The 16,294-nt window shown below is 53.0% G+C and carries 14 protein-coding genes; 2 read left to right on the plus strand and 12 right to left on the minus strand.

Annotated elements, in window-relative coordinates; all coding sequences use genetic code 11:
- Positions 1–2: 2 nt before the first annotated feature.
- From fabZ to rpsB, 12 genes are all read right to left on the minus strand, one after another.
- Complete coding sequence (gene fabZ, locus CKK19_RS15645) at positions 3–458, minus strand: 3-hydroxyacyl-ACP dehydratase FabZ (RefSeq protein ID WP_003856165.1); 456 nt, start codon at positions 456–458, stop codon at positions 3–5.
- Positions 459–562: 104 nt separating this feature from the next.
- Positions 563–1,588, minus strand: coding sequence for a UDP-3-O-(3-hydroxymyristoyl)glucosamine N-acyltransferase (gene lpxD, locus CKK19_RS15650; RefSeq protein WP_022647110.1), 1,026 nt, complete (start codon positions 1,586–1,588; stop codon positions 563–565).
- A 3-nt stretch (positions 1,589–1,591) separates the two neighbouring features.
- Complete coding sequence (gene skp, locus CKK19_RS15655) at positions 1,592–2,086, minus strand: molecular chaperone Skp (RefSeq protein ID WP_063853362.1); 495 nt, start codon at positions 2,084–2,086, stop codon at positions 1,592–1,594.
- Positions 2,087–2,209: 123 nt separating this feature from the next.
- Complete coding sequence (gene bamA, locus CKK19_RS15660; RefSeq protein ID WP_063853361.1) at positions 2,210–4,642, minus strand: outer membrane protein assembly factor BamA; 2,433 nt, start codon at positions 4,640–4,642, stop codon at positions 2,210–2,212.
- A 31-nt stretch (positions 4,643–4,673) separates the two neighbouring features.
- Entirely contained in the window at positions 4,674–6,026 is a 1,353-nt protein-coding gene (gene rseP / locus CKK19_RS15665; protein WP_022647108.1) for a sigma E protease regulator RseP, read from the minus strand.
- Positions 6,027–6,037: 11 nt separating this feature from the next.
- Positions 6,038–6,895 carry a phosphatidate cytidylyltransferase gene (gene cdsA, locus CKK19_RS15670; RefSeq protein WP_063152256.1) on the minus strand — a complete coding sequence of 286 codons (858 nt, stop codon included), beginning with the start codon at positions 6,893–6,895 and terminating at the stop codon, positions 6,038–6,040.
- A gap of 12 nt (positions 6,896–6,907) precedes the next feature.
- Positions 6,908–7,666 (minus strand): (2E,6E)-farnesyl-diphosphate-specific ditrans,polycis-undecaprenyl-diphosphate synthase, encoded by a 759-nt coding sequence (gene ispU / locus CKK19_RS15675; RefSeq protein ID WP_003856176.1) that lies wholly within the window; start codon positions 7,664–7,666, stop codon positions 6,908–6,910.
- 185 nt (positions 7,667–7,851) lie between these two features.
- Positions 7,852–9,051 carry a 1-deoxy-D-xylulose-5-phosphate reductoisomerase gene (gene ispC / locus CKK19_RS15680; RefSeq protein WP_063853359.1) on the minus strand — a complete coding sequence of 400 codons (1,200 nt, stop codon included), beginning with the start codon at positions 9,049–9,051 and terminating at the stop codon, positions 7,852–7,854.
- A gap of 92 nt (positions 9,052–9,143) precedes the next feature.
- Positions 9,144–9,701 carry a ribosome recycling factor gene (gene frr, locus CKK19_RS15685; RefSeq protein ID WP_003856180.1) on the minus strand — a complete coding sequence of 186 codons (558 nt, stop codon included), beginning with the start codon at positions 9,699–9,701 and terminating at the stop codon, positions 9,144–9,146.
- Between the two features lie 167 nt (positions 9,702–9,868).
- Entirely contained in the window at positions 9,869–10,594 is a 726-nt protein-coding gene (gene pyrH / locus CKK19_RS15690; protein ID WP_008501910.1) for a UMP kinase, read from the minus strand.
- A 149-nt stretch (positions 10,595–10,743) separates the two neighbouring features.
- Positions 10,744–11,595, minus strand: a complete 852-nt coding sequence (gene tsf / locus CKK19_RS15695) for a translation elongation factor Ts (RefSeq protein ID WP_015572722.1) — start codon at positions 11,593–11,595, stop codon at positions 10,744–10,746.
- A gap of 117 nt (positions 11,596–11,712) precedes the next feature.
- Complete coding sequence (gene rpsB, locus CKK19_RS15700) at positions 11,713–12,438, minus strand: 30S ribosomal protein S2 (RefSeq protein ID WP_022647105.1); 726 nt, start codon at positions 12,436–12,438, stop codon at positions 11,713–11,715.
- Positions 12,439–12,759: 321 nt separating this feature from the next.
- On the opposite strand from rpsB, the gene map reads away from it, so the two are divergent.
- The gene (gene map, locus CKK19_RS15705) at positions 12,760–13,554 is read left to right on the plus strand and encodes a type I methionyl aminopeptidase (protein WP_022647104.1); all 795 of its coding nucleotides are present in this window, start codon (positions 12,760–12,762) and stop codon (positions 13,552–13,554) included.
- 62 nt (positions 13,555–13,616) lie between these two features.
- Complete coding sequence (glnD, locus tag CKK19_RS15710) at positions 13,617–16,292, plus strand: bifunctional uridylyltransferase/uridylyl-removing protein GlnD (RefSeq protein ID WP_032676702.1); 2,676 nt, start codon at positions 13,617–13,619, stop codon at positions 16,290–16,292.
- Positions 16,293–16,294 lie beyond the last annotated feature (2 nt).

Here is a 16,294-nt window from a genome sequence, read left to right on the forward strand (position 1 = left end):
TATCAGGCCTCCCGGCTACGCGCACACATCATTGTCGCTTCGCAAACAACTTTGCCGTCAACCATAGCTACGCCTTTGAAGCGAGTCAGGCCGCGACGCGTTTTTTCAAAAGTGACTTCCATGATCATTTGATCACCAGGCACGACCGGACGCTTGAAGCGCGCCTCATCGATACCCGCGAAGTAATAGAGTTCACCCGGCTCCAGTTTACCTACGCTTTTAAACGCCAGAATACCGGTAGCCTGTGCCATCGCTTCCAGGATCAACACACCCGGGAAGATAGGTTTACCAGGGAAGTGCCCCTGGAAGAATGGCTCGTTAACGGAGACATTTTTCACTGCGCGCAGAAAACGACCTTCTTCAAAATCCAGCACACGGTCTACCAGTAAAAACGGGTAGCGGTGCGGCAGAAGTTCTAAAATCTCTTCAATATGCAGAGTATGAGTGTCAGTAGTCAAAATACTCTTCCTGTCAAATGTACTAAGTAGCAATAATAACACGGCCTGCCGGTTTATAAACAAAGCCGACAGGCCGGGAAATTTAGCGTTAAACGGATGAACGCTTAGTCTTGTTGATCGATTTTGCGCTCAATCGCTTTGAGTCGCTTGCTCATATCATCAATATTCATCACCAGTGCAGCTGTTTTACGCCATACCTTGTTCGGTTGCAGCGGGATACCGGAGGAATAAACGCCGGGCTCAGTGATGGGACGCATCACCATACCCATCCCCGTCACCGTGACTTTGTCGCATATTTCCATATGGCCATTGATCACGCTGGCACCGCCTATCATGCAGTAACGGCCTATTTTCAGGCTGCCTGCCATGATAACACCACCCGCAACTGCGGTATTGTCGCCAATCACAACGTTATGTGCAATCTGGCACTGGTTGTCTATGATAACACCGTTACCAATAATGGTGTCGTCAAGTGCACCACGGTCAATGGTTGTGCAAGCGCCGATCTCAACGCGATCGCCGATAATCACGCGACCCAGCTGCGGGATCTTAACCCAGTTACCCCGATCGTTGGCGTAACCGAATCCGTCAGAACCAATCACCGTGCTGGACTGTACGAGGCAATTCTCGCCAATCTCAACCTCATGGTAGACAGAAACATTGGCCCACAGACGAGTCCCTGCGCCAATTTTCGTATTTTTTCCAACAAAGCAGCCTGGCCCAATCACCACGTTATCACCCAGCACAACGCCGGATTCGATAACGGCGTTTGCGCCGACTGCCACGTTGTTACCCAGCTGAGCCGTTGGATCAATCGCAGCGCTGGCTGCAATGTTCTGCGCCGGCTGCGGCGTGGTATCAAGAATTTGGGCCATGCGTGCATAGGTCAGGTAGGGATTTTTCACTACCAGTGCAGCGTTAGTGGCAAACGGAAGATCGTCCTGCGTCAGAACAACGGCAGACGCCTGGCACTGAGCCAGGTGTTCACGGTACTTAGGGCTTACCATGAAGGTAATAGTGCCTGCTTTAGCAGATTGCATGGACGCAACAGCGGTGATGACGATATCGCCATCACCGTGTAATTCTGCATCCAACTGCTGAGCTAAATCAGCCAGTCGAATTGAAGGCATTACTTATTTAACCTGTTTCAGAACATCAGCGGTGATGTCTTTAACATCGCTGCTGTTGTATGCAACGGCGTTCGCATCAACAACCAGATCGATGCTCTGATCGGCTGCTACTGCTTTAACGGCAGACTGAATACGCGTCACCAGCTTGCCACGCTCTTCGTTAGAACGACGCTGACGATCCTGCTCGAAAGCCTGCGCTTTCTGAGAGAAGGTCTGGCGCTGAGACATGACGTCTTTTTCCAGTTTGCTGCGCTCGCTCGCTTTCATGGTAGAACCATCACGCTGTAAACGCTGCATCTTGGACTGAAGATCACCTTCCATACGTTGCAGTTCGCTCGCACGGCCTTTGAATTCGTTTTCCAGCGTTGCAGAAACGCCCGTTTTCTGTGCAACCTGCTGGAACAAATTACCCATGTTGACGATTGCAATTTTGTCCGCTGCCTGAGCAGAAGTTGCCATCGCTAAACCGAGACCTGCAGCTAATAACCACTTTTTCACAATTAACTCCTTACCATCCCATTGGCACCCGAGGGGTGCCGTTCTTTGCGTGGCAAGGCGACCGTTTTACCGATCGCCGGTTGTCAGCGCTACACTGCCAACGCATTCCATTGCAGCGGATTATTACCAGGTTTTACCAATGTTAAACTGGAACTGCTCCGCTTTGTCTCCATCGTATTTCTTGAACGGCTGGGCGTAGGAGAAGACCAACGGCCCCAGCGGTGACATCCATTGTAATGCGATACCTGCGGACATGCGAATGTTGCCCGGATCGCTGTAGTCCGGCACACCAGCCAGGCGCGTTTCAGTCGTGTTCTGCCAGTTGGTGTCCCACACCGTACCTGCATCCATAAAGAAGGAGGTGCGGACAGAGTTTGCGTACTTGTCGCTGATAAACGGCGTCGGCGTGATGAACTCGAGGCTCGCCACGGCCATAGCGTTACCACCTACAGCATCATCGGAACTACAGACGTTCTTATTGCCTGCTCCGTCCGTAGCCGGTTTGTTGCAGTTATCTTCGTCATTACCGCCGTAGTAAACCGCTTTCGGACCAATGTTATTGGACTGGAAGCCACGAACGGTGCTTGAACCACCGGCGTAGAAGTTCTCATAGAACGGCAGCTCTTTGCTTCCGATACCGTCACCATAGCCCCAGCGGGTACGACCCAGTACGACCCACTTGTGGTCGTCATCAATTGGGAAGTAGGACGCCGTATCCAGCGTGACCTTGTAGAACTCGTTATCCGATCCCGGGATCGTCACCTTACCGTTCAGGTTAACGCGTGAACCTTCCGTCGGGAAGTAGCCACGGTCAAGACGGTTGTAGGTCCAACCGTAGTTGAAGGTGAAGTCATCCGCGGCGAAACCGTTGTCATCGCTGGACGTACTTGCAGACTGACCGATGGAGTCCAGGTAACGCCACATCGCCACCTGCGGTTGCATGTTAGACAGGTCGTTATGCACGTACCCTAAACCTGCACGCAGGGTGTTGTATTCGTTAACCGGGAAGCCGAGCGTACCATCCAGACCGTAACTCTTGTTGGTATACGAGGAGAGGTCCGCGTCGTCCGCTTTAAAGTCGTTATAGAAGATACGACCACCCAGGCTTACACCGTCCACGGTGAAGTATGGGTTGGTAACGGAGAACTCAGAGTAGGTCTGGTAGTCGTTTTTCGTCCCGTTGATACCGACAGAGTAACCCGTACCCAGCCAGTTATCCTGCTGAACGCCGACCTGGAAGCTCACGCCACTTTCAGTACCGTAACCAATACCGAAGTTGAAACTACCGGTATTACGTTCTTTAACTTTATAAACAACATCCACCTGATCCGGACGACCTGGTACACGCTGAGTATCGGTATCGACCGTTTCGAAGTAGCCCAGACGGTTCAGACGCTCTTTACCCTGGTCGACCAGATCGCTTCCCAGCCATGCCCCTTCCATCTGGCGCATTTCACGGCGCAGAACGGAGTCTTTAGAGGTATCGTTACCTTCGAAGCGGATTTTACGCACGTAGAAACGGTTGCCCGCATCAACGTTAACGTGAAGCTTAACAGTCTTATCCGCGTCGTTAATTTCCGGCTGCGTTTGCACACGCGGATACGCATAACCATAGCGGCCGAGCAGCTTCTTAATGCTGTCTTCCATTTTGGTGACTTTAGATCCGCTATAAAGATCGCCCGGCTGAATTTTGGTCAGAGATTCAATTTCAGCAGAATGTCCTGCCAGGTTGCCGCTGACTTCAACACCTGAAAGCGTGTATTTATCGCCTTCTGTGATGTTAACGGTAATGTAGATACCTTTCTTGTCCGGAGTCAGACTCACCTGAGTTGAATCGATGTTGAAACGGGCGTAACCGCGATCCAGATAGTAGCTGCGCAGGGTTTCAAGGTCACCCGCCAGTTTCTGTTTCTGGTATTTACGATCGCCTACCACGTTCCACCACGGCACTTCGTCACGCAGCTGGAAGTTGGAGATCAATTCGTCGGTGCTGAACGCGTGGTTACCCACGATGTTGATCTGCTGGATCTTCGCAGAAACACCTTCCTGGAAGACCAGTTTCAGGTCAACACGGTTACGTGGCAGCGGTGTAACAACCGCTTTAACGCTCGCGCTGTATTTACCGACGCTGTAATAGAAATCTTCCAGACCTTTTTCAATGTCTGCAAGGGTTGTGCGGTCCAGAGATTCCCCCACACGAACACCCGATGCCTCAAGGTTCTGCTTGAGCATGTCATCTTTCACCGACTTGTTGCCGGAGAAAGTGATGCTGGCAATCGTTGGACGTTCTTTTACCTGAACCACCAGCGTATCACCATCGCGCAGGACGCGGACGTCCTCAAAGTTGCCAGTGGCAAACAGAGCACGGATGGTGTTACTGATATCTTCATCATTAACCGTATCGCCGGGGCGCACAGGCATACTGAGGAGGGCCGCACCAACGGCGACACGCTGAAGGCCTTCGAAATGAATATCTTTCACTACGAACCCGTCAGCACCGTATACGGTCGCGCTGCTAAACAGCAGCGACGCTATGAGCAACTTTTTCATCGCCATCGTTATTATGCGTTCTTCCTAACTAACTCTCTTACAACCGAGAGAAATCATTGAAAAGTGCAAGCCCCATTAACAGCACCAGCAAAATCGAGCCAATGCGATAACTAAAGTCTTGAACTCGCTCGGATACCGGTCCGCCTTTTAGCTTTTCAATCGCTAAAAACAGCAGATGGCCCCCATCTAATACGGGAAGCGGGAACAGGTTGATTATCCCCAGGTTCACGCTAATCAGCGCAAGGAACATGAGATAGTAAATCACCCCGAACTCCGCTGACATCCCAGCCCCCTGAGCAATCGAAATTGGCCCACTGAGGTTGTTCAGTTTCACATCACCGGTTATCAATTTCCCCAACATGTTGACCGTAAGCTTCATCAGCTGCCATGTTTTATCCGTGGCCTCAACGATGGCGCTAAACGGCCCATACTGGCGTATTGTCTTGTACTCATCTGGCAGTGGGATGACTTTCGGCACAACGCCGGCAAACCCTTCCGCCTTACCGCCGCCCGATTTAGTATCCGGGGTGAGGGTCAGTGAGAGCGAACTCCCCTGCCTTTCCACTTCCAGCGCGAGCGGCTTGCCTGGATTATCGCGCACCAGAGTAACAAAGGTCATCCATTGTGTTAATGGCTGACCATCGACTTTAACGATCCTGTCACCCGCTTGTAAACCTGCTTTACTCGCTGCCGAATTAGACTGTACTTCGGCTAACACCGGCTCGATCTGCGCGCTGCGCGGGCGAATCCCCAATGTAGCGACTGGATCCTCTTTGTCTGGCTCAAAGCGCCAGTGGCGTAAATCCAGCACTTTTTCCTGCCGCTGGTCGGAACCGAAAGGCGATACGCTGACGGTTGTCTGCTCATCACCGATTTTCGCAACCAGTTGTAACCTCACGGCATCCCAATCAGGGGTTTCGATACCATCAATCGCTTTAAGTTCCATTCCCGGTGTAATTTGCGCCGTTGCCGCAATGGAACCCGTGGTGATTTCACCCACAACCGGGCGTACGCCAGGCACGCCGATAATAAACACCAGCCAGTAGGCGAAGATAGCGAAGATGAAATTGGCTACCGGTCCGGCAGCGATGATGGCAGCACGTTGGCCAACAGTTTTATTGTTGAACGCGCTATGTCGAAGTTCCGGGGCGACAGGCTCAACGCGTTCGTCGAGCATTTTGACATAGCCGCCCAGGGGGATCAGAGCAATGACAAACTCGGTGCCATGCTTATCGGTGCGCTTCCAGAGCGATTTGCCAAAGCCAATCGAGAATCGCTCTACCCGCACACCACAGCGCCGGGCAACCCAGAAATGGCCAAATTCATGCACGGTAATCAGTACACCCAATGCAACAATGAACGCCGCCAGATTCCAGAGAATGCTCAGCATAAAACCTTCCGTTATATCGTCCCAAACACCAGTAAAAGCAGGCAAGCAAATACGGGAACAGCCGCGGTAAGGCTGTCAATGCGATCCAGTATTCCGCCATGTCCTGGAATCAGGTGACCACTGTCCTTAATCCCTGCTTCACGCTTAAACATGCTCTCGGTTAAATCACCCAGTACCGATGCCAGCGCCGCGAAAATCGAACATACCAGCAGCGTGGAGGGGGCAACCTCAAGATTCGCCCAGACGCCATAGCCCCAGGAGATAATCGCTGCCGTAAACAGGCCGCCGATGAAGCCTTGCCAGGTTTTGCCCGGAGAAACCTTTGGCGCCAGTTTATGTTTGCCAAACAGTTTACCAAACATATAGGCTCCGGAGTCAGCCCCCCAGACGAGAATCATCACATAAAGCAGCCATATTGCGCCGCTGTAGTGGTTTTCGTCATAGTGCCAGGCGCGCAGCACAACCATACCCCAGAAGAACGGAACAATCGTGAGCAGACCAAAAATAAGGCGCAACACTTTAGAGTTACGCCAGATCGCCGCAGAGCCCGGGTAGAAAAGCACTAAAACAAGCGCAGCAATCCACCAGGCCAGCGATATCCATAAGGATCCGGCAACCAGCGGCTGGTGAACATCGTGATGATATTCAGGCAAGGTATACAGCATCAGGGCCAGTAAAAAACCACAGAGTACCGCCAGCCATACCCGCTGAGTGCGCGAGGTAAAGCCGCTAAGCTGCCCCCATTCCCACGCGGCGAGCATACACACCACCAGCGTAACAATAGCGAATCCCACCGGAGGCAGTAAAAACAGCGCTGCGATAACGACGGGTATTAATACAAAAGCGGAAATCAGGCGATACTTCAGCAAAAGCTACCCCCATCAGGCGTTATCGCCACCAGGCTCGGTGCCGCCGAAACGACGCTCTCGATTGGCAAAGGCATGCAGCGCACCTTCAAAGTCTTGTTCATCAAAATCTGGCCAAAGAACATCCGTAAAGTAAAGTTCAGCGTAGGCAATTTGCCACAGCAAAAAGTTACTTATGCGATGCTCCCCCCCTGTCCTTATAACCAAATCCACGGGAGCCAGTTCATTCATGCAGATTTGCTGACTCAGCGCCTCTTCATCAATCTGGTCGGGTCTTAACAGCCCTTCCTGAACCTGCTCAGCCAAATGCCGAACCCCCTGGATAATATCCCAGCGTCCACCGTAATTCGCCGCGATATTGAGCGTCAGGCCGGTATTATTTTCCGTCAGCGCTTCAGCTTTGCGAATCCGTTCCTGCAAACGTGAGTTAAAACGACTGGTTTCGCCAATAATACGCAAGCGGACGTTGTGGCGGTGCAGGCTTTTTACTTCACTATCGAGCGCCCACACGAACAGTTCCATCAACGCAGTCACTTCTTGCGCAGGTCGATTCCAGTTTTCACTGCTAAAAGCATAGAGCGTTAACGCATCAATGCCGTTATTGGCGGCAAAAGAAACGGCGCGGCGAACAGATTTCGCCCCGGCTTTATGCCCAAAGGCTCGTATCTTCCCTTGTCTTTTCGCCCAGCGGCCATTGCCATCCATGATGATTGCAACATGGCGACAGCCATGTGCTGGCAAGTTTTCGCTTATTGGTTGATTCGCAGACAACATAACGCGTTTTTAGTCCCTGAAAGGATTTAACGGTACACAGGAATACTGAAGCCTATACATAAAAAAGCCGTGTCATACCACGGCTTACCTGACCACTTAAAGCCAAATACCTGCGATCAGGTGGCGCAGACTATATCACTGAAGCCCAACGCTAACAAATAGCACGACGACTAGTGCTTGCTTTATCACCAGCTTGCGAGACGTGTCACCTGTTTACGCGCAACAATACGTGCCTGTTCATCCACGGCCAGCACCTCTTCCACACTCTGCGGCTCACGCAAATCCATCATCTCCAGCACGGATAAATTCAACGCGGCGATATCAATAAAGCGGATCTGCTGATTCAGGAATGCTTCAACGGTCACTTCATTGGCTGCATTAAGCGCCGTTGTCGCCGCCTGCCCCTGATCGAAGGCCGTCATCGCCAGTTTCAGGCAGGGATAACGGTCGTAATCAGGCTCGCTAAACGTCAGTGAACTCAGCTTGCAAAAATCGAGAGGCTTAACGCCCGATTTTACGCGGTTTGGCCACGCCATCGTATGAGCAATAGGCGTACGCATATCCGGCTCGCCCAACTGGGCCAGCACGCTGCCGTCCTGATAGCGCACCATCGAGTGAATCACCGACTGCGGGTGGATCAGCACTTCCATCTGTTTCGCCGACGCATTGAACAGCCAGCGAGCTTCAATGTATTCCAGACCTTTGTTCATCATGGTGGCCGAATCGACGGAGATCTTACGCCCCATTGACCAATTCGGATGACGACACGCCTGATCCGGCGTCATTGCGCTCAATTCAGACAGTGGCGTTTCACGGAACGGGCCACCAGACCCGGTAAGCAGAATCGACACAACGCCATTCTGCTCCAGGTCAGCGTACCCCAGGTTTTGTTGAAAAGGTTGGGGTAAACTCTGAAAAATCGCGTTGTGCTCGCTATCGACCGGCAAAAGACGCGCCCCACGCTGTTTTACCGCCTCCATAAAAAGGCGTCCGCAGGTGACCAGCGACTCTTTATTTGCAAGCAGAACATCTTTTCCCGCATCAATAGCGGCAAGCGTCGGCAGAAGACCCGCCGCCCCGACGATTGCCGCCATTACCTGATCAACTTCATCAAGCGAGGCCATATCGCAAGCCGCCTGTTGCCCGCTGAGCACTTCGGTACGACAGCCCTTCTCCTGCAACAGCGCTTTCACCTGGCGGGCGCTCTCTTCATCATCCATCACCGCAAAACGAGGGGTAAACTCCATGCACTGTTCGACCATTCGCTGCACGTTTTTTCCGGCCACAAGTGCGGTCACGGTGTAGCTGTCGGGATTATGACGTACGACGTCGAGAGTGCTGCAACCGATAGAGCCGGTCGAGCCGAGGAGAGTGAGATGCTTCATGAGATGCCCAAAAGTTAGACCAGATAAAAGCAAAACGCCGCCAGCAAGACTCAATGTCCTTCTGAACGGCGTTTATCAGTGTATAGCGAAAATCAGAACTGCATCAGTTCCGCTTCTTTTTCTGCCAGCGCCGCATCAATTTTCTTGATCGCCGCGTCGGTCATTTTCTGAATGTCGTCCTGAGAACGACGATCGTCATCTTCGCTGATCTCTTTTTCTTTCAGCAGGGCTTTCACTTTATCGTTCGCATCGCGACGCACGTTACGCACGGAAACGCGACCCTGCTCTGCTTCACCGCGAACGACTTTGATCAGGTCTTTACGACGCTCTTCCGTCAGCGGAGGCAGTGGAACGCGAATATCCGCGCCCGCTGAGCTTGGGTTCAGACCCAGGTCAGATGCCATGATCGCTTTTTCAACGGCCGGGCTCATTGAGCGATCGAACACGTTGATTTTCAGGGTACGGGTATCTTCTACCGTCACGCTCGCCAGCTGACGCAGTGGCGTAGGCGTACCGTAGTATTCTACGATGATGCCATCCAGCAGGCTTGGGGAAGCACGGCCAGTACGGATTTTGCTGATTTGGTTTTTGAACGCTTCTACGCATTTGTCCATGCGTACTTCAGCATCTTTTCTGATGTCGTTAATCACGATACGAATCCTTGAAAACTTGTCTCAGGCAGACTATCCGCCAGCACAGCGCTACAGGTGTGCTAAGTATAGTCGCGTTTAATTCATGACAGCGCCAAAGGCGCGTCCAGGTAAGATACCACTACAAAGTAAAGCGGAATCTTACCTGTATTTATCGCCGACGGAAATTATTCCGTGATCAAAGTGCCTTCTTTTTCGCCCATCACGACGCGACGCAGCGCGCCAGGCTTGTTCATGTTGAAAACACGGATCGGCAGTTTATGGTCGCGAGCCAGCGTGAAGGCGGCAAGATCCATCACTTTCAGCTCTTTATCCAGCACTTCGCTGTAGCTCAGCTGATCGTACATGGTCGCGGAAGGATCTTTTGCCGGGTCGGCAGTAAACACGCCATCTACTTTGGTCGCTTTCAGCACCACATCGGCTTCGATTTCGATACCGCGCAGGCAGGCTGCGGAATCGGTGGTAAAGAACGGGTTACCCGTACCGGCGGAGAGGATCACCACGCGGTTGTTGCGCAGCAGGCTGATAGCCTCTGCCCAGCTGTAGTTATCGCATACGCCATTCAAAGGAATAGCGGACATCAGGCGAGCGTTCACATAGGCGCGATGAAGCGCATCACGCATCGCCAGGCCATTCATCACGGTTGCCAGCATCCCCATGTGGTCGCCCACTACGCGGTTCATCCCCGCTTTCGCCAGACCAGCACCACGGAAAAGGTTGCCACCGCCAATGACCACGCCAACCTGAATACCCAGTTCGACCAGTTCTTTGATTTCCTGTGCCATGCGATCAAGGATGCTTGCGTCAATACCGAAGCCTTCCGATCCTTGCAGCGCTTCGCCACTCAGCTTAAGCAGAATGCGTTTGTACACGGGTTTTGCATTGGTAGCCATGTTTCTTTCCTGAGACTGTCAACGATTAAGATGGGGTTAATTCTGGCGACATGATATGTCGCAAATCAGCACAGCGATACTGGAGCCTGTCTGATTTCGTGAGACGGGTGACAAAAAGAAGCCGCCCTCAGGCGGCTCCTTTTCAATCATTAAGACTGCTTGGACATGGCAGCAACTTCTGCTGCGAAGTCAGTCTCAACTTTCTCGATGCCTTCGCCCACTTCGAAGCGGATGAAGCCAGTCACGTCAGCGTTGTGCTCTTTCAGCAGCTGAGCAACAGACTTGCTTGGATCCATTACGAAAGGCTGGCCAGTCAGAGAAACTTCGCCGGTGAATTTCTTCATGCGGCCTTCAACCATTTTCTCTGCGATTTCTTTTGGCTTACCAGACTGCATCGCGATGTCCAGCTGAACCTGGTACTCTTTCTCTACCACTTCAGCAGACACGTCTTCTGGCTTAACGAATTCTGGTTTGCTTGCAGCGATGTGCATTGCCAGCTGTTTAACCAGCTCTTCGTCAGCGCCTTTAGCCGCAACCAGAACACCGATACGCGCGCCGTGCTGGTAAGAGCCCAGAACATCGCCTTCCAGGGAAGAAACGCGACGGATGTTGATGTTCTCACCGATTTTAGCAACCAGCGCAACACGCTCTTCTTCGAACTGTGCTTTCAGCACTTCAACGTCAGTGATTTTGCCTGCAACCGCTGCGTCCAGAACTTTGTTAGCAAATGCCTGGAAACCAGCATCTTTAGCAACGAAGTCAGTCTGGCAGTTAACTTCCAGAATGATGCCGTAGTTGCCGTCGATTTTGGTGATGATCACGCCGTCAGCAGCAACGTTGCCTGCTTTCTTAGCTGCTTTGATCGCACCGGATTTACGCATGTTTTCGATTGCCAGCTCGATGTCGCCGTTCGCTTCGGTCAGCGCTTTTTTGCAATCCATCATGCCTGCGCCAGTACGCTCACGCAGCTCTTTTACCAGGGATGCGGTAATTTCAGCCATTCTTAAATCCTCGGGAGATGTGAACTGCCCGGCCGGGAGCCAAACAGTATAAATTGAAAAAAGGGGCCGATAATGGGCCCCTATTCATACACGGTACTAATAAGGGGTAAAACCTTATTATTCAGCTTCTACGAAGCTTTCTTCCGCCTGAGAAGCCAGATCCTGGGAACGGCCTTCACGAACGGTAGCAGCTACAGCGCTCAGGTACAGGCTAACAGCACGGATTGCGTCGTCGTTACCCGGGATAACGAAGTCAACACCGTCCGGATCGGAGTTGGTATCAACGATAGCGAATACCGGGATACCCAGGTTGTTAGCTTCTTTGATTGCGATGTGCTCGTGGTCTGCATCGATTACGAACAGCGCGTCTGGCAGGCCGCCCATATCTTTGATACCGCCCAGGCTGTTTTCCAGCTTGTCCAGTTCACGAGTGCGCATCAGCGCTTCTTTCTTAGTCAGCTTATCGAAAGTACCGTCCTGAGACTGGGTTTCCAGATCTTTCAGGCGCTTGATGGACTGACGAACAGTTTTCCAGTTGGTCAGCATGCCGCCCAACCAGCGATGGTTCACGAAGAACTGGTCGCAGCTGTTAGCAGCATCTTTCACAGCTTCGCTTGCAGCGCGCTTAGTACCAACGAAAAGAATCTTACCTTTACGGGAAGAGATCTTGCTCAGCTCAGCCAGGGCTTCGTTGAACATTGGTACAGTCTTCTCAAGGTTGATGATGTGAACTTTGTTACGTGCGCCGAAGATGAAAGGCTTCATTTTCGGGTTCCAGTAACGGGTCTGGTGACCGAAGTGAACACCAGCCTTGAGCATGTCGCGCATGGAAACAGTTGCCATGTTTAAAACCTCTATATTGAAAGTTGGGGTTATGCCTCCACGTATCCCATATTACCGACCCCGAAGGGCACCCCGGAATATGTGCCGATACGTGTGTGTTGTTACACAAAGTGAGATTTGTCGCTCCCGTCCAGCCTGTGTATCTGAGATGGATCGGAAGTCCGGCGCGCTTTATATCACAAAACACGGCCAGAAACCAATAATTGTTGGCGGAGTGTGCTGTTAATGATTCTCAATTTGGCACGGGGTGCGCCTGACTGATACCATTGACAACACTTACACTAGTATTGTCGAAAAAATCGACACCGATGGACAGATTACATGGCTATCTCTATTAAGACACCTGAAGAAATTGAAAAGATGCGCGTCGCCGGTCGTCTGGCCGCTGACGTGCTGGAAATGATCGAACCGTTTGTGAAACCGGGCGTCAGCACCGGCGAACTGGATCGCATCTGTAACGACTATATCGTCAACGAGCAGCACGCGGTCTCCGCCTGCCTTGGCTATCACGGTTTTCCAAAATCCGTCTGCATCTCTATTAATGAAGTGGTTTGCCACGGCATTCCGGATGACGAGAAGCTGCTGAAAGATGGCGATATCGTCAACATCGACGTGACCGTCATTAAAGACGACTACCACGGTGACACCTCTAAGATGTTCATCGTTGGCAAGCCAACGATTCTGGGCGAGCGCCTGTGTAAAGTCACCCAGGACAGCCTCTACCTGGCGCTGAAAATGGTGAAGCCAGGCATCCGCCTGCGCACCATCGGCGCCGCAATCCAGAAGTTTGTGGAAGCGGAAGGTTTCTCCGTGGTGCGTGAATATTGCGGTCACGGTATTGGTCGTGTGTTCCATGAAGAACCGCAAGTTCTGCACTATGATGCAGACGACGGTGGCGTAGTGCTGCAAAAAGGCATGACCTTCACTATTGAGCCAATGGTCAACGCGGGCGATTACCGCATCCGTACCATGAAAGATGGCTGGACGGTAAAAACCAAAGACAGAAGCTTGTCTGCCCAGTACGAGCATACTATTGTGGTTACAGACAACGGCTGCGAAATTATGACGTTGCGCAAGGATGACACCATCCCGGCGATACTGACGAACATTGAGTGATAAGAAGCCGGCGAATGCCGGCTTTTTTAATGGCGATAGCTTTTTCTTATGGGTGGCGCACGATGAGTAATCTCTTACCCGAACAGTATGCTAATACAGCACTTCCCACCCTCCCCGACCAGCCTGATAACCCGGGCGTCTGGCCACCGCATGAGCTGACCTGCGCACATATCAAATCCCATATGGCGGTTTTCCATCGCTGGCTGGGTAGCGCATTTGATGCAGGCGTCTCAGCCGAACAGCTCATTGAAGCGCGCACCGAATTTATCGACCAGCTCCTGCAACGTCTGTGGATCGACTACGGTTTCGGGCAGGTGAGCGACGTCGCGCTGGTTGCTGTCGGCGGATATGGCCGGGGTGAACTGCATCCGCTCTCTGATATCGACCTGCTAATCTTAAGCCGTAAAAAACTGCCGGACGATCGGGCGCAGAAAATCGGTGAGCTGTTGACCCTGCTCTGGGACGTGAAGCTGGAAGTGGGTCACAGCGTGCGCACGCTGGAAGAGTGTCTGCTGGAAGGGTTATCTGACCTGACCGTCGCCACCAATTTAATTGAAACCCGCCTGCTGATTGGCGACGTGGCGCTGTTCCTCGAACTGCAAAAGCACATCTTTAGCGACGGCTTCTGGCCTTCAGAAAAATTCTTCGCCGCGAAAGTCGAAGAACAAAACCAGCGCCACCAGCGCTATCACGGCACCAGCTATAATCTCGAACCGGATATTAAAAGCAGCCCCGGTGGCCTGCGCGATATCCACACGCTGCAATGGGTCGCCCGTCGCCATTTTGGGGCCACCTCGCTGGACGAAATGGTCGGTTTTGGTTTTCTGACCGAAGCCGAACGTAACGAACTCAACGAGTGCCTGCATCTGCTCTGGCGCATCCGTTTTGCGCTGCACCTGGAGGTCACCCGCTACGATAACCGCCTGCTGTTTGACCGGCAGCTTAGCGTGGCGCAGCGCCTGAATTACCAGGGCGAGGGCAACGAGCCGGTCGAGCAAATGATGAAGGATTTCTTCCGCGTCACTCGCCGCGTCTCTGAGCTGAACCAGATGCTGCTACAGCTGTTCGATGAGGCGATCCTCGCGCTGACGGCAGACGAAAAACCGCGTCCGATTGATGACGAATTTCAGCTGCGCGGCACGCTGATCGATCTTCGCGACGAAACGCTGTTCATCCGCGAACCGGAAGCGATCCTGCGAATGTTCTATACCATGGTGCGCAACAGCACGATCACCGGGATCTACTCCACTACCCTTCGCCATTTACGCCATGCGCGGCGTCATCTGAAGCAGCCGCTGTGTTACATCCCGGAGGCGCGCTCGCTATTCCTGAGCATGCTTCGTCATCCGGGCGCCGTCAGCCGCGGTCTGCTGCCGATGCACCGACACAGTGTATTGTGGGCCTATATGCCACAGTGGTCGCATATTGTCGGGCAGATGCAGTTCGACCTGTTTCACGCCTATACGGTGGATGAGCACACGATCCGCGTCATGCTGAAGCTGGAAAGTTTTGCCAGAGAAGAGACGCGATCCCGCCATCCGCTGTGCGTTGATTTGTGGCCGCGCCTCTCTCACCCGGAACTGATCCTGATCGCCGCCCTGTTCCATGATATCGCCAAAGGTCGCGGCGGCGACCACTCCGTACTCGGTGCCCAGGACGTGCTGAAATTTGCCGAGCTGCACGGCCTGAACTCACGTGAGACGCAGCTTATTGCCTGGCTGGTTCGCCATCATCTGCTGATGTCGGTTACCGCTCAGCGTCGTGATATTCAGGATCCGGAAGTGATCAAGCAGTTCGCCGAGGAAGTGCAAACGGAGAACCGCCTGCGCTACCTGGTCTGCCTGACGGTAGCCGATATCTGCGCTACCAACGAAACCCTGTGGAACAGCTGGAAGCAGAGCCTGCTGCGCGAACTGTACTTCGCCACCGAAAAACAGCTGCGTCGCGGGATGCAGAACACCCCGGATATGCGCGAGCGCGTGCGCCACCACCAGTTGCAGGCGCTTGCCCTGTTGCGCATGGATAACATTAACGAAGAGGCACTACATCAGATTTGGGCGCGCTGTCGCGCCAACTACTTTGTGCGCCACAGCCCAAACCAGCTTGCCTGGCACGCCCGGCATCTGCTGAAGCACGACCTGACGAAACCAATGATTCTGCTCAGCCCGCAGGCCACGCGTGGCGGGACGGAGATCTTTATCTGGAGCCCGGACCGGCCTTATTTGTTTGCGGCGGTCTGCGCCGAACTGGACAGGCGTAACCTGAGCGTTCACGACGCGCAGATTTTTACCACCCGCGACGGCATGGCGATGGACACCTTTATTGTACTGGAGCCGGACGGCAGCCCGCTGTCGTCGGACAGGCATGAGGGGATACGCTTTGGCCTCGAGCAGGCGATTACGCAGCGCAGCTGGCAACCTCCGCAGCCGCGACGTCAGCCAGCAAAACTGCGCCACTTTACCGTCGATACCGAGGTCAATTTCCTGCCGACCCATACCGACCGTAAATCGTTCCTTGAGCTGATTGCGCTCGACCAGCCAGGGCTGCTCGCCCGCGTCGGCCAGGTTTTTGCCGATCTGGGAATTTCGCTTCACGGCGCCCGAATTACAACCATTGGCGAACGAGTAGAAGATTTATTTATAATCGCGACGGCCGACCGGCGTGCCCTTAATAATGACCTGCAACTTGAAGTGCAACAACGGTTGACAGCAGCCCTCAATCCAAACGATAAAGGGTGACG

Source organism: Enterobacter sp. CCUG 70166 (assembly GCF_020224095.1).
Classification (GTDB): domain Bacteria; phylum Pseudomonadota; class Gammaproteobacteria; order Enterobacterales; family Enterobacteriaceae; genus Enterobacter; species Enterobacter intestinihominis.

Coding starts and splice junctions, on each gene's coding strand:
- rseP (WP_022647108.1), bottom strand. CDS start 6,026: ATGCTGAGCATTCTCTGGAATCTGGCGGCGTTCATTGTTGCATTGGGT.
- map (WP_022647104.1), top strand. CDS start 12,760: ATGGCTATCTCTATTAAGACACCTGAAGAAATTGAAAAGATGCGCGTC.
- glnD (WP_032676702.1), top strand. CDS start 13,617: ATGAGTAATCTCTTACCCGAACAGTATGCTAATACAGCACTTCCCACC.
- rpsB (WP_022647105.1), bottom strand. CDS start 12,438: ATGGCAACTGTTTCCATGCGCGACATGCTCAAGGCTGGTGTTCACTTC.
- ispU (WP_003856176.1), bottom strand. CDS start 7,666: ATGTTGTCTGCGAATCAACCAATAAGCGAAAACTTGCCAGCACATGGC.
- bamA (WP_063853361.1), bottom strand. CDS start 4,642: ATGGCGATGAAAAAGTTGCTCATAGCGTCGCTGCTGTTTAGCAGCGCG.
- tsf (WP_015572722.1), bottom strand. CDS start 11,595: ATGGCTGAAATTACCGCATCCCTGGTAAAAGAGCTGCGTGAGCGTACT.
- pyrH (WP_008501910.1), bottom strand. CDS start 10,594: ATGGCTACCAATGCAAAACCCGTGTACAAACGCATTCTGCTTAAGCTG.
- lpxD (WP_022647110.1), bottom strand. CDS start 1,588: ATGCCTTCAATTCGACTGGCTGATTTAGCTCAGCAGTTGGATGCAGAA.
- ispC (WP_063853359.1), bottom strand. CDS start 9,051: ATGAAGCATCTCACTCTCCTCGGCTCGACCGGCTCTATCGGTTGCAGC.